Source organism: Streptomyces netropsis, assembly GCF_014203545.1.
GTDB classification, from domain to species: Bacteria; Actinomycetota; Actinomycetes; order Streptomycetales; family Streptomycetaceae; genus Streptomyces; species Streptomyces netropsis.
Map to the genome: position 1 here is coordinate 226,421 of NZ_JACHJG010000001.1, position 13,075 is coordinate 239,495.

General features: G+C 73.2%; 10 protein-coding genes. All 10 read right to left on the reverse strand.

Features of this window, described 5'->3' with window-relative positions:
• Positions 1 to 47 precede the first annotated feature (47 nt).
• The gene (locus FHS38_RS01080) at positions 48 to 1,379 is read right to left on the reverse strand and encodes a protein phosphatase 2C domain-containing protein (RefSeq protein WP_184729710.1); all 1,332 of its coding nucleotides are present in this window, start codon (positions 1,377 to 1,379) and stop codon (positions 48 to 50) included.
• A gap of 3 nt (positions 1,380 to 1,382) precedes the next feature.
• A complete protein-coding gene (locus FHS38_RS01085) occupies positions 1,383 to 4,031 on the reverse strand; it encodes a serine/threonine-protein kinase (RefSeq protein WP_184729712.1) in 2,649 nt (882 codons plus the stop codon).
• Positions 4,028 to 5,353, reverse strand: coding sequence for a coiled-coil domain-containing protein (locus FHS38_RS01090; RefSeq protein WP_184729715.1), 1,326 nt, complete (start codon positions 5,351 to 5,353; stop codon positions 4,028 to 4,030). Before FHS38_RS01090 ends, FHS38_RS01085 begins: the two co-directional genes overlap by 4 nt.
• A 139-nt stretch (positions 5,354 to 5,492) precedes the next feature.
• The gene (locus FHS38_RS01095) at positions 5,493 to 6,503 is read right to left on the reverse strand and encodes a glutamate ABC transporter substrate-binding protein (protein WP_184729717.1); all 1,011 of its coding nucleotides are present in this window, start codon (positions 6,501 to 6,503) and stop codon (positions 5,493 to 5,495) included.
• Positions 6,500 to 7,879 carry a GlnX family signal transduction membrane protein gene (locus FHS38_RS01100; protein ID WP_184729719.1) on the reverse strand — a complete coding sequence of 460 codons (1,380 nt, stop codon included), beginning with the start codon at positions 7,877 to 7,879 and terminating at the stop codon, positions 6,500 to 6,502. The genes FHS38_RS01095 and FHS38_RS01100 overlap by 4 nt, the downstream gene beginning before the upstream one ends.
• A gap of 313 nt (positions 7,880 to 8,192) precedes the next feature.
• Positions 8,193 to 9,014, reverse strand: coding sequence for a tyrosinase MelC2 (melC2, locus tag FHS38_RS01105; RefSeq protein WP_184729721.1), 822 nt, complete (start codon positions 9,012 to 9,014; stop codon positions 8,193 to 8,195).
• Positions 9,015 to 9,063: 49 nt separating this feature from the next.
• Positions 9,064 to 9,480: an apotyrosinase chaperone MelC1 gene (gene melC1 / locus FHS38_RS01110; RefSeq protein WP_184729723.1), complete on the reverse strand. Its 417-nt coding sequence runs from the start codon at positions 9,478 to 9,480 to the stop codon at positions 9,064 to 9,066.
• Positions 9,481 to 9,931: 451 nt separating this feature from the next.
• Entirely contained in the window at positions 9,932 to 10,948 is a 1,017-nt protein-coding gene (locus tag FHS38_RS01115) for an N-acetylglucosamine kinase (RefSeq protein WP_184729725.1), read from the reverse strand.
• A complete protein-coding gene (locus FHS38_RS01120) occupies positions 10,945 to 12,198 on the reverse strand; it encodes a 6-phospho-beta-glucosidase (protein WP_184729726.1) in 1,254 nt (417 codons plus the stop codon). Before FHS38_RS01120 ends, FHS38_RS01115 begins: the two co-directional genes overlap by 4 nt.
• Positions 12,199 to 12,214: 16 nt before the next feature.
• On the reverse strand, positions 12,215 to 13,072 hold the full coding sequence (locus FHS38_RS01125; RefSeq protein WP_184729728.1) for a carbohydrate ABC transporter permease: 858 nt from the start codon (positions 13,070 to 13,072) through the stop codon (positions 12,215 to 12,217).
• Between the last annotated feature and the right edge of the window lie 3 nt (positions 13,073 to 13,075).

Below are 13,075 nucleotides of genomic sequence, written 5' to 3' on the forward strand. Positions count from 1 at the left end.
CCCCCCTGGGGGCCCCTCCCAGCGGTAGCTGGGGGAGCTTTGGGCCGTCAGGCCGATCCTGCCCCTTCCGACGGGGTGGGGAACGGCAGGATCGCCACTGTTACGTTGTCGTGGCCCCCTCCGTCCAGGGCGTGACCCAGCAGATGGCGTGCGCACTCCAGCGGCCGCGAGCGGGCGTCCGGCGGCACGACCGCGGCCATCTGCTCGGCGGATTCCGCGTAGTTCCACAGTCCGTCGGTGCACACCACGACCACGCCCGGCCGGTCGGGGTGGAAGGAGGCGGTGTGCGGTTCGATCTCGTACGCGTCCGCGCCGAGCCAGCCGGTGATGGCGTGCGCGCGCTCGTCGGCGTACGCCTCGGCCTCGGACATGAGGCCCGCCGCGACCATCTGGGCGGCCCACGAGTCGTCCTCGGTGAGCCGGGCGGGCTGGGTGGCGCGGTCGTCCGGCACCCAGTACGCCCGGCTGTCGCCGATCCAGCCGACGGTCAGCAGGTCGCCGGTGACGACCGCGCTCACGATCGTGCAGGCCGGGGCGTTCTCCTGGCGGTGCTGGTCGTGCTCGCGCGGCCGGTGGCCGGGCGCGGCGAGGGCGGCCACGGCCTCGGCGGCCCGCAGGATCGCCTCGTGGGTGGCCTCCCTCGGGGGCGTGCCCAGCGGCAGGGCCGTCATCAGCGTCTCGCGCGCGGCCAGGACGGCCGCGGCGGACGCCTCGTCGGGGCGGGTCGCGGACGACACCCCGTCGCTGACGACGGCGATGACGGCCGTGCCGCCGTCGCCCTGGGCCGTGGTGGACACGGCGTACGCGTCCTCGTTCCGGTGGTGGCGCAGGCCCCGGTCGCTGACCGCCGCGACGCCTGCCGACTCGTGCTCCATGTGATCCCGTTCGCGCGGCTGTGCATGCCCGCAGTGTTCGCAGTACCCGTCTTTGTCGATCATCCCCGCCCGGCAGGCCCCGCAGGTCCGGCCGGTGCCGGGACACGCCGGGCCCGAGCCCGGGGCGGCCGTCGGGCCGCCGTGCGCCTGGGCCGGCACCCCGGCCGGCACCCCGGCCGGCGCGTCGGTGGCGCGCGGGTCGGGGACGGTGTCGTGGCCGGGTGCCCGCCCGGGCCCGGCCGGCCCGGGGTGCGGCCCGGTGGCCGGCCGGGCCGCGGGGTCCGTACGGCCGGCCGGGCCCGGGGCGGCGAGGCGGTAGTCCCCTTCTTCGGGTCCCCCGTGCTCCGGCCGCAGCCGTGCCGCGACGGGCCCCGCGCCGTCCCGCGCGGGGGGCAGCGCCGAGAGGTCCGCACCGCAGCGGCCGCAGAAATTGTCGGCCGGCTCCAGGGGCTCGTCGCAGGCGGGGCACACCGTCAGCTGTGGGGGTTGCGGCAGTTGCGACATCGATCACACCCATGTCCTGGGGCGGAAACGGTTGGCCCGTTCCACCAGTTCGATCCTTTCGTCACCGCGCTGGGCGAGCCGGGCGAGCACGCGGTACGAGCGTTCCAGCCCGAAGCGCAGCCCCCGCTCGTCCAGGTCGCTGCCGAGCAGCGTGCGCGGGCCCGGTGGCGCGCCGGGGCCGCCCGGGGCGCCACGGCTGCCGGACAGCACCCAGTCCAGCGCGCTGCCCAGCACTTCCGTGGAGAGCTGTTCGCGGCGCACCGCGTCCAGGCCGAAGTCCGCGAGCCGCTCCACCTGCCCGGCGGCGGCCGTGAGGTCGTCCAGCAGCGCGTCCTGGGCGTGGCGCTGCCGCAGCCGGGCCCGGACCGCCGCGACGCGCGCCGCCGTGTAGTGGATGGAGGCTTCCGGTACGGACTCCAGGGTCCGTACCGCGCCCGTACGGTCCCCGGCGGCGAGGCGCACGCGGGCCAGCGCGAAGGCCGCGCTGACGAAGCTCGGGTCCGTCGTCCACACCAGGCGGTAGTACTCGGCGGCGTTGTCGAGCTGGCCGAGCACCTCGGCGCAGATCCCGAGGGCCAGCTTCGGGGCGGGTTCGCCCGGGAACGCGTCGTAGACGGCGTCGAAGGACAGCGCGGCGATCTCGTTGCGCCCGGAGGCGAGCGCGTGCAGCCCGCGGTACCAGACGACCCGCCAGTCGTCGGGGTGCGCGGCGTCGAGCTCGGCGACGGCCCGCGCCGCCTGCTCCGTCTCGCCGAGTTCCAGCTGGGCGCGGAGCCGGCGCAGCCGCAGCTCCGGGGAGTCCGCGGGCGCGGCCTGGAGCGCCGCGTACACCTCGGCGGGCTGGGAGGCGAGCAGACCGGCGAGGAATCCCGCGTTGGGGTCGGCCGGGTCGACGAGGGGGACCGGCAGGGCGAGGGCGGCGGCCCGGGCGTCGAGCGCGGCCCCCGAGGGGACCGCGGCGACCGGGCGGGCCCCGCCGGTCAGCGCGACCGTGGCGGTGGCCGTGCCTGCCGCGGGACCGGCCACGGACGGCTGTCCGGCGGGCAGGGCCGGCGGCGCGGGTGCCTTGGACCACAGGCGGCCGCGGTTCACCCGGCCGCCCAGCGTGGAGGTGACGTCGGACCGCTCCTCGAACAGCCGGGTGTCCACGACCCGCAGCTCCGGCCCGAACAGCGTGGACAGCGCGGGCCGCGGCCGTCCGGTCTGGAGCGCCACGACCTCCCGCAGCACGCCCGTCAGCTGGTCCGCCATCTCCGCGGCGGACGCGAACCGCCGCCCCGGGTCGGGGTCGGTGGCCCGGACGAGCAGCCGGTAGAAGGATTCGTAGCGGGTGAAGACCTCGATGTGCTCGGGGTCGGGGAGCCGGTCCGCGAAGACGTTCGTGTAGCCCTGGAAGTCGAAGGTGAGCACGGCGAGGGTGCGCGCGACGGTGTAGAGGTCGGAGGCGACCGACGGGCCCAGCTCGGCGATCTCCGGGGCCTGGTAGCCGACCGTGCCGTAGATCGCGCTGCTGTCGTCGTCCATCCGCCGGACCGCGCCCATGTCGATGAGTTTGAGCTGGTCCTGCTGCTGAATGGCGTTGTCGACCTTGAAGTCGCAGTAGAGCAGATTGCGGCTGTGCAGATGCCCGAGCGCCTCCAGCGCCTCGATGCCGTAGGCGCAGGCCTGCTCGACGGGCAGCGGGTCGCGGCGCCCGTCGGGCTGCCGCCGCTCGTTGGCGATCTCCTTGAGCGACTTGCCGCCGACGTACTCCATCACGATGTAGCCGTCGAGGCTGCCGGTCCGCTGGTCGAGGTGCTCGACGAAGTTGTAGATGCGGACGATGTTGGAGTGCTCGATCTCCGCGAGGAAGCGCCGCTCGGAGAGGGCGACGGCGAGCGCGTCCTCGTCACCGGTGTCGAGCAGGCCCTTGAGGACCACCCAGCGGTCGGAGACCGCCCGGTCGACGGCGAGGTAGATCCAGCCGAGCCCGCCGTGTGCCAGACAGCCCGTCACCTCGTACTGCCCGTGGACGACATCGCCCGGGTGCAGCTTCGGCACGAAGGAGTACGGGTGCCCGCACTTGGTGCAGAAGCCCTCGGTGCGCCCGGGGCGGTCGCCGCGCGAACGGCCGACCTGTGCGCCGCAGTCGCTCTTGCTGCAGAACCGCTTGCGCTCGGGCACCTCCGGGTTCGCCAGCACCGCCGCCCGGGGGTCCGGGCGCGGCACGCCGGGCATGGTGACCAGGCCCGCGCCCAGTTTGTTGCGCCCGGAGGCGGCGCCGGAGGAGTGCGAGCTGCGCACCGACACCGACTGGGACGCCGTGCCTTCGGAGCCCCCGGACAGCGACCGCGACAGCCGCCCCGAGACGGACCGGCGGGACCCCGACGACCGCGAGGAGCGTGACGAGGACCGCGAGGAGGCACCGGAGCCGGACGCCCCGGACCGCTCGGACGACTCCGACGGCACCGCCGCGAAGCCGCCGCCCGCGCCGGGGGAGCCGACGCGGCAGATGCCGGCCCGCCCGCCGCTCGTGACCCCCGTGGACGGCGAGGAGAGCGTCCCCACCGGGGTGACGACGGGCGCGAGCCCGCAGGTGTCGCAGTACCTCTCACCGCCGCCGACGTCCTCGTACGTCCCGGCACAGCCGGGCCGCTGGCAGGCGCTGTTCATGATTCCCCCCTACGGTCGGTGGGCTCGTGCGCCGCGGCCCCCGCGGGCGGCGACAGCGTCTCGGCCACCGCCCGCTGATAGCGCAGCACGGCCTCCTCGGCGGCCATCAGATCGCACGGCGCGCTCCACAGCCTGCGGCGCGCGTCGTCGTACCGCTCGGTGAGGAAAGGGTCCTCCGCCAGTCCGTGCCGGGCGACCTTCGCCTTGTACGCGTCGAGGCGGCCGCGGAGTTCGGCCCGCACGGCCAGCGGCGCGGTCACCGCCGTCAACGACTCGCGGGCGCGCAGCAGCTCCTCCTCGGAGCGCTCCTCCAGGCTCTCCAGGAGCGGGGAGAGCCGGTGCCACTGGGCGCGCCGGCGCTGGTCGGCGGCGGCCGACAGCTGTTCGTACAGCGCGGTCGGCGGGCCGGAGACGGCGGGCACGTCGGACCCGGCGATCTTCGAGAGGACCTCGACGCGGGCCTGCCGGGCCTCGTTCAGCGTGCGGTCCGCGCGGGAGAGCACGTCGCGCACCCGCATCAGCCGCTGCTCGGCGTCCTGCCGGACGTCGAGGACGGCCTCGATCTCGCGCCGCACCTCCTCCAGGGCGCGAGCCGCGCGGTCGTAGCGGGCGGTGTCCGGGCGGCCGCCGCCGGGCGCCGAGCTGGGCGAGGCGCCGTTCCAGAAGGCGAGCGGATCGGATATCACCTCGGCACGCAGCGAGGTCAGCTCGTGGGTGATCTGCTCCAGGTCGTCGCCGGAGGGGTGCTCGCCGGGCCGCACGCCCACCGAGTGGGCCAGGGAGCGGGTGCGCTGGAGCTCGGCGGCGAGCAGGTCGATCCGGGCGGGCAGCGCGGACCAGACGGCGTCGGCGGTGACGACCACGTCGAGCGCCTCCGCGTACCAGCCGTTCATCCGGTCGACCAGCTCGGTCAGGCTCAGCTGCTCGCTGAGCCGCGCGGCGGCGGGAGCGAGGGCGGGGGCGAGGGCCAGGGTGCCGCCGCCGGGCAGGGTGACACCGGAGCCGCGCAGCAGGTCGGTGAGTTCGGTCAGCTCGCCCTGGGTGGGCCAGCGGCGGCGGGCACGCAGCTCGCGGGCGGTGGTCAGGACGTCGGTGTAGACGTCGAAGTGCGTCCACAGCCGGGTGATGAGCTGCTCGGCGACCGCCCACCGGCTCTTGGTGACACCGGTCAGCTCGGCGCCCTCCAGGAGACGGCGGCCGGCGTGGTCCTGGAGGGCGAGCAGCGAGGATTCGACGGCCTCGTGCTCAGCGCCCAGTCTCGCCAACGCACGGTCCACCTCCTCGCGGCTCAAGGCCGGCCCGGTGGGCCCCGCGACCGCCATCGATCCCCTCTCCTGTCCGCGGCCCGTGCCGCGTACGTCCGCTGCTGCTCCCACCCTCGCGGGGATGCTCCCCCGAAGGCGTCCGGTCCGTGTCCTCCGGCCGGCGGTTCCCTTCCGACTCCTGTGCTCGTCGCGCCTGTCAGTCCTTGTACTTGGGCACCGGCGGGCCGGGGATTCCCGGGAGTTCGTGGGCGAGCCACTTCTCGTAGGCCCGCATCCACGCACTGGCGGTGCCGCCGCGGCGGTACTCCTCCAGAACCTCGTTGACCCGGCGTACCAGGTCGGCGTCCCGGAGATTCATCGCCACGCCGTACGGTTCGGTGGTGAACGGTTTACCGACGAGTCGCAGCGACGGGTCCTGGGCCGCCTGCCCGGCCGCCAGGGCGTTGTCGGTGATCACCGCGTCCACCCGGCCGAGTTGGAGCCGCACCAGGCAGTCGAGCTGATTGGGCACGGTCAGCACCGAGGCGCCGTGCGATTCGTCGGTCAGCTCGCTCTCCCCCGTGGATCCCTTGGCCGTACAGACCTTCTTCCCCTTCAAAGTGTCGTCGAATGCCTTGATCGGTGAGTCTTTGGGGGCCAGCACCTGCTGACCCGCCTCGAAATAGGCCGTGGAGAAGGCGACTTGTTTGATCCGGTCACAGTTGATGGTCATCGTGCGGGCGATGATGTCCACCTTGCCCTTTTCCAGGGCGGGTATGCGCTGGTTCGTGGGTATCGCGAGAAAGGTGACCTTGTCGGCGTCGCCCAGGATGGCCTTGGCGATGGCCCGTACGAGGTCGATGTCGAAGCCGCTCAGCCGGCCGTTGGCCGGGTCGCGGTAGCCCCAGCGGAAGCTGTTCTGGTCGACGCCCGCGATCAGCCACCCGCGGTTCTTGATGCGCTGCACGGCCGTGCCGTCCGTGCCGCCCGCGGGCCGGAGGCTGGCCTCGGGGTCCTGGCACTTCGCCGCGGCCGCCGGGACCCGGGGGCCGGCCGCCGCCCGGTCCACCGGGCCCTCGCCGCCCCGGGTGCCGTCGGTCCCGGCCGGGCCGGGCACCAGCAGCGCCGCCGTCGCGGCCAGTGCGCACACGGCCGCCGTCACGGCCGTCACGACCACCCCGCGCCGGGCTCCGTATCGTGTCGTCAACGCCCCGCCTCCCCGCGTCATCGGTACTCCGACAGCCTGCGGCCGATGCCGAGCACCGCGCCCGCCGCCCCCAGCACGGCCAGCACGGCGGCGCCGGCCGTCAGCCCGGCGAGCGCCCCGCGCCCGTCGTCCGCCGCGCGGCGGAACTCGCCCTGCTCGTGGGTCAGCGCCCGGCGCAGCGCGTCGTCCACCCGGTCGAAGGACTCGCCCGTGCTGCCCCGCTCGCCGATCACCTTCGGCAGGGCCCGTTCGTAGTTCCCGCCGTCGTCGGCGGTGCGGGCCTCGCCGTGCCGCTGCTGCCACCGGCGGACGTCCTCGATCGCCTTGTCGACCGGGTCGCCGCCCGCGGAGTCGTCGGCGAGCGACCGGGCCCGCTCCAGCAGGGTGCCGCGCTCGGGTCCGCCCCGGTCGCCGCCGACGAGCCGGCGCATGCCCGCGCGGTAGCTCGCCTCGTAGGCGTCGTCGCCGCCGGGGGTGAGCACGGCGCCGCGTGCCACGAGGGTGAGGTTCTCGTCGCCCCGGGCCTGGAGGGAGGCGATGCGGGCCTCGTTGAGCACTTGGAGGGACTTGGCGCCGTGCGCGTAGGAGTCCTCCAGCTCCGCGCGGGCCACGCCGTGCCCGACGACCAGCCACAGCAGCACCACCGTGGTGGCGGCACTCGCGCCGAGCAGACCGTGGTTGAAGACGCGGTTGGTGCGCAGGTACTCGCGGCGCTGGGCCCAGCCGAGCGCCGCGAGGGCCAGCACGCCGGTGCCGAGGGCGGCCCAGGGCCAGCGCTCGGCGTCGTCGTAGTCCGAGCCGAGCCGGCCGGTCTCCGCCTCGTAGAGCCGGCGGGCGGCGGGCAGCAGCTCCTCGCGCATGCGGTCGCTCGCGTAGCGCAGATAGGCGCCGCCGAGCGGGAGTCCCTGACGGTTGTTGGCGCGGGCCGACTCCACCAGACCGGTGTATTGCGGAAGTTGTTCGTTGAGCTTCGCTATCTGTTCGCGTGCGGAGGCCGAGCCCTTGGTGTTGGCCGCGGCCTTCACCAGCAGCTCGGACGCGACGGCGATGTCCTTCTCGTATCTCTGCCGGACCGCGCGCGGCTCCTGGCCGCCCGCGAGGAAGCCGCTGGCGGCGGTGGTGTCGGCGTCGGCGAGCGAGCGGTAGATGTCCGCGGCGTCGGCGCTCAGCGGCTGGCTGTTGCCGACCACGGCGTCCGAGGCCGCCGCCCGGTCGTCGACCTGCCAGGCGGTGACCGCCCCGAAGACGATCAGCAGTCCGGCCAGCACCGCCCCGATGCCGCGCAGCCGCCCCGGCTCGGTGATCGCCGCGGCCCGCAGTCGGTCGAGCCCCTCGCGCCATGCCGTACGCCCGGGTCCGGGACCCGGGGTGCCGGCGGTCGGCTGCGGGTATGACACGAGACCTCCCCCTCGGTCGCCAGGACACCCTCCGCCCGTCGGCGGGGTACGGATGCCCGGCCAGCAGTATGGCCGCAGGAACTGACAAAAACACCGGTAATGCATCGATCTTGTTCAGATCGCGATCTTGGTCGGTGGTGCCGAGTCGGTCCCCGAAGGCGCATCTCCGCTCGTTCCCTCCTTCTCTCCACGCGAGCGCTCCGCGTCCGGTTCCCGTGCGGCCTCCCGCGCCCGCACCACGCACCCGCGCCCGCCCCTCCGGCCGGGGGCCGGAGGGGCGGGCGCGGGCCTGCGAACTGTCAGCGGCGGACCGTCAGCGGTCGTAGGTGTAGAAGCGGGTGTGGTCGAGCATGTCGGCCGGGGTGACGTTGTTCCAGGGGCGCATGGTGTCGCCCAGGTCCACGACGTTGGCGGTACCGGCGGCCGGGAGGTAGGTCGAGGTGGGGTGGGCGCGCTGCCACTCCGCCCACAGCTTGTCTATGAAGCAGTGGTGCAGCCAGAAGACCGGGTCGTTCGGCGAGACGCCGGAGGACATCTGCCCGCCCATCCACACGTGCACCCGGTTGTGGAGGTTCACCCCGCGCCACCCCTCGAGGTGGTTGCGGAAGCCGTTCGAGGAGCTGTTCCAGGGGGCCATGTCGTAGGTGGCCATGGCGAGGACGGAGTCGACCTCGGCCCTGGTGGGCAGCTGGGCGACGCCGGCCCCCATCTCCCGCTGGAGGTATTGGCGGCTGTCGACGTTCACCGTGATGGGCCACTTGCCGCCGCTGTAGGCGAAGGGCCCGGTGGTCACCTGGGCGTCGCGGGGGCGGCCGTTGCCGCCGAGGAAGTCCGCACCCCAGATCGAGGCGGTGGTCGTGCGGTCGGCGGTCCAGTCCCAGTAGGGGAGCGTCACCGAGGCGTCGACGGTCTGGAGCTCCTTCTCGAACTGGATGAGGAACTGCCGGTGCCAGGGGAGGAAGGACGGCGAGCGGTGGCCCACGCGGTCCCCGTTGTCGGTGTCGCTCATGATGAACTGGTTGTGCGTCCGGACGAAGCCGTCGTAGCGCCCGCTCTTCTTGAGCTCCAGCAGGGCGTTGACGAAATTGCGCTTCTCGGTGGCGGTCAGGTTCGCCTGGTTCTTGCGCACTGCCATGGGGGTCGTGTTCCTTTCGGGGAGGGGATGGGGGGAGTGGCAGGCGGGATCAGGTGGCGATCGGGACGAGCGTCGCGCCGCGCAGCTTGTCCACGGCGGCACGGGCCACGGCGCGCGGGTCGGCATAGGTCTCGTAGTGGTTGATGACGCTGATGTAGGTGCCGTCGGCGTTCTGCATCAGGTGCAGTTCCTTGCCGTCGATCGAGACGGCGAAGCCGCCGCCGTGATGGGCCCCGTGGCCGCCTTCGGCGGCCTTGCCCACGATGCGACGCCCCTGGTAGAGCTCGTCGAACGGCACGGGCCCGCCATGGGTGGCCGGGCCGCCGTGACCGGAGTGGTCGGTGGTCGAAGCGGCCTGGGCGAGGGTGCCGGTGCCGGCCAGCACGCCCGGAACGGCCAGGGCCGCTCCCGCGACGGCCACGGCGGTTCCTCTGAGCACAAGACGGCGATTGACGTTGGACGACATGCGTGAACCCCTGGGGATGAGTGATCAGGAGCAGGGTTTGACACGAATGCACCGCAACGCCCTTTAGGCGGCGGTTGCTTGTCGTATTTCGTGATCAATCCGTGCGGAGCCGGATGCTCGCATGACCACCGAGAAGGGGGTGAAACGGATAAGCGGAATGTGGACATTGGGTATATGAAGGGTCAACAAGCGGGAAGAGAGGAATTGCTGCCCCATTGCGCTATTGACGCAGTGTCAGGAAAAAAGTCCGCTCGGAATGATCTTGGTCGAACGATTTGCGGCGCGGGGGCGCTTCGGGTGACGCCTCTCACGGCGCGAAGCTGACGTGAAGTCGCCACCGGCGAGGCGGTTCACGGCCGTTGGGTGCGGCCTCCGCGACGCCGGTGGCGACGGTGTGGGCGGTGCCGTTCGAGGTCGGCTCCGACCGTTGTGACGTGTAGTGCGCACGTGCCTACGTGTAGTGGGCACGCAATCGGCTGCGGGCGGTGTTCGGTGCTGCGACGTGGTCCAGTGCCAGCAGCGCCGCGCCCAGCACCGGCGGCGCCGTGACGACCACCGGCCGGGCCGCGGGGGCACGCTCCGCCAGCAGCGCCTCGATCTGGTCGAGCAGCAGGGGGTGCCGGGCCGCCAGGACGCCGCCGCCCAACACGACGGGCACCTCCGCCTCCAGCAGCTCCAGCCGGGCCAGCGCGACGGCGGCCATGGTGACGATCTCCCGCGCCTGCCGGCTGACGATCGCCCGGGCGACCGCGTCGCCGTCGGCGGCCACCGTGAACAGCAGCGGGGTCAGCTCGTGGCGGCGCCCGGACGGTACCCCGCCCAGATGCAGCGCCTCGATCAGCGCGGGCATGTCGGGCAGCCCGAAGTGCGCGGGTACGGCGTGGGCCAGGGCGCTCGCCTCGCCCCGGCCGTCGTGTGCCCGGGCCGCCCACCACAGCGCCTCCTCCGCCAGGTGCCCGCCGCCGCCCCAGTCGCCGGAGAGCCGGCCGATCGCGGGGAAGCGGGCGGTGCGGCCGCCCGGGGCCAGCCCCGCGCAGTTGATGCCCGCGCCGCAGACGACGGCGACGCCCGTCGGCTCGCCCTCGTCGGGCAGGCCCGCCCGCAGCAGCGCGAAGGTGTCGTTGACGACGGTGACCGAATGCCCCCACCCGTAGGCGGCGATCTCCGCGGTGAGCCGCTCCTCCTCCACGGGCAGATCGGCGTTGGCCAGACAGGCCTGGACGTGGTCCACCCGCAACGGCCCGGACAGCCCCGCCCGGAACGCGGCCTCGGCGACGAGCGGCACGAGTATCGCCACCGCCTGCTCGGTACCCACGACCGGTGGCTGGAAGCCTCCGCCGCGGGCCCGGCCGAGGACCGTGCCGTCGGTGGTCACCACGGCCACGTCGGTCTTGCTGTTGCCGGCGTCGATGGCCAGCACGGCGCCGGGGACGGCCGCCGGGGAGGCGGGATCCGTCCGGTTGCTCATGCCCACGCGAGGTGCTCCCGGTTGTGTGCGAGGAGGTCGTCGGTCAGTCGGTCCGCGTACTCGATCTGGCCCACCAGCGGGTGCGCGAGCAGCGCCTCGAACACCCGGTCGCGGCCGCCCTTCGTCGCCGCCTCCAGCGCGAGCCGCTCGTACGCCGTGACGTGCCCGATCAGCCCGGCGTACAGCGGTTCCACCGGCCGTACCGGCAGCGGGTGCGCGCCGCGCGCGTCCACCGAGGCGGGCACCTCGATGACCGCGTCGTCGGGGAGGAAGGGCAGCGTGCCGGCGTTGAGGGTGTTGACCACCTGGACGTCACCGGTGTCGCGCAGCAGGGACGACGTCAGCGCGACGGCGGCCTCCGAGTAGAAGGCGCCACCCCTCTTGGCCAGCAGCTCCGGCTTCTCGTCCAGCGCCGGGTCGCCGTACATGGCCAGCAGCCGCCGTTCCATCCCGGCCACCTCGGCGGCCCGGGAGGGGCCGGTCCGCAGCTCCTGGACGACGGCGTCGTGCTGGTAGAAGTAGCGCAGGTAGTACGAGGGCACGACGCCGAGCCGGTCCAGCAGTGCGCGCGGCATGCGCAGATCGGCCGCGATCGCGTCGCCGTGCTCGGCGATCAGCTGGGGCAGCACGTCCTCCCCGCCGACCCGCACCGACCGTTCCCAGGTGAGGTGGTTCAGCCCGACGTGCTCCAGCAAGACGTCCTGGGGGGCGACGCCGAGCAGGGCCGCGAACTTCCGCTGGAAGCCGATGGCCACGTTGCACAGCCCGACGGCCCGGTGCCCGGCGGTCAGCAGGGCCCGGGTCACGATCCCGACGGGGTTGGTGAAGTCCACGATCCAGGCGTCCGGGTTGCGCCGCCGGACCCGCTCGGCGATGTCGAGCACCACCGGCACCGTGCGCAGCGCCTTGGCGAGCCCGCCCGCGCCCGTCGTCTCCTGTCCGACGCAGCCGCACTCCAGCGGCCAGGTCTCGTCCTGCTGCCGGGCCGCCTGCCCGCCCACCCGCAGTTGGAGCAGGACGGCGTCGGCGCCGTCGACGCCCGCGTCCAGGTCGGAGGTCCAGGAGATCCGGCCGGGGTGGCCCTGCTTGGCGAAGATCCGCCGGGCGAGCCCGCCGACCAGCTCCAGCCGGTCCGCGGCCGGGTCGATCAGGACGAGTTCCGTCAGCGGCAGCACGTCCCGCAGCCGGGCGAAGCCATCGACGAGTTCGGGGGTGTAGGTCGAGCCTCCGCCGACCACGGCGAGCTTCATACGAGCCTCATGGACATCAGCCCTTTACTCCGGTGAGAGTGACGCCTTCGACGAAGGCCTTCTGAGCGAAGAAGAAAACGATGACGACCGGGGCCATGACCAGCAGCGTCGCCGCCATGGTCAGGTTCCAGTCGACGTTGTGCGCGCTCTTGAAGGACTCCAGCCCGTAGGCCAGGGTCCAGGCGCCCGGGTTCTGCGCCGCGTAGATCTGCGGCCCGAAGTAGTCGTTCCAGCAATAGAAGAACTGGAAGAGCGCGACCGCCGCGATCCCCGGCTTCGCCATGGGGACGACGACGCGCAGCAGGGTGCGCAGCTCACCGCAGCCGTCGATCTTCGCGGACTCCAGGTACTCGGTGGGGATGGTCAGCAGGAACTGGCGCAGCAGGAAGACGGAGTACGCGTCGCCGAACGCCATCGGAATGATCAGTGGCCACAGCGACCCCGACAGATGCAGCTGTTGCGCCCACACCAGATACATCGGTATGACGATGACCTGCGGCGGCAGCATCATCGTGGCGATGACGAGGGTCATCGCCGTGCGGCGCCCGCGGAAGCGGAACTTGGCGAGCGCGTAGGCGACCGGGATCGAGGAGCACACGGTGAAGAGCGTGCCCAGCCCCGCGTAGATCAGTGAGTTCTTCCACCAGTCGAGGAATCCGGGGGTGCGGAAGACCTCCGCGTAGTTGGACCACCGCCACTCGTGCGGCCACAGCTCACCGCTCATCGCCTGTTCGTCGCTCATGACGGAGGTCAGCAGGACGAAGACGAAGGGCAGGACGAAGAAGAGCGCGGCGGCGACGGCGGTGGTGTGCACGGCGATCCAGTGCAGGACGCGGGCGCGGGTACGGGCGGGGGTGCGCGCGGTGGTGATCATGTC

Excerpts from the sequence above, each read along its gene's own strand:
- FHS38_RS01085 (WP_184729712.1), bottom strand. The coding sequence starts at position 4,031 with ATGAACAGCGCCTGCCAGCGGCCCGGCTGTGCCGGGACGTACGAGGAC.
- FHS38_RS01125 (WP_184729728.1), bottom strand. The coding sequence starts at position 13,072 with ATGATCACCACCGCGCGCACCCCCGCCCGTACCCGCGCCCGCGTCCTG.
- FHS38_RS01095 (WP_184729717.1), bottom strand. The coding sequence starts at position 6,503 with ATGACGCGGGGAGGCGGGGCGTTGACGACACGATACGGAGCCCGGCGC.
- melC1 (WP_184729723.1), bottom strand. The coding sequence starts at position 9,480 with ATGTCGTCCAACGTCAATCGCCGTCTTGTGCTCAGAGGAACCGCCGTG.
- FHS38_RS01080 (WP_184729710.1), bottom strand. The coding sequence starts at position 1,379 with ATGTCGCAACTGCCGCAACCCCCACAGCTGACGGTGTGCCCCGCCTGC.
- FHS38_RS01090 (WP_184729715.1), bottom strand. The coding sequence starts at position 5,353 with ATGGCGGTCGCGGGGCCCACCGGGCCGGCCTTGAGCCGCGAGGAGGTG.
- FHS38_RS01115 (WP_184729725.1), bottom strand. The coding sequence starts at position 10,948 with ATGAGCAACCGGACGGATCCCGCCTCCCCGGCGGCCGTCCCCGGCGCC.
- FHS38_RS01120 (WP_184729726.1), bottom strand. The coding sequence starts at position 12,198 with ATGAAGCTCGCCGTGGTCGGCGGAGGCTCGACCTACACCCCCGAACTC.
- melC2 (WP_184729721.1), bottom strand. The coding sequence starts at position 9,014 with ATGGCAGTGCGCAAGAACCAGGCGAACCTGACCGCCACCGAGAAGCGC.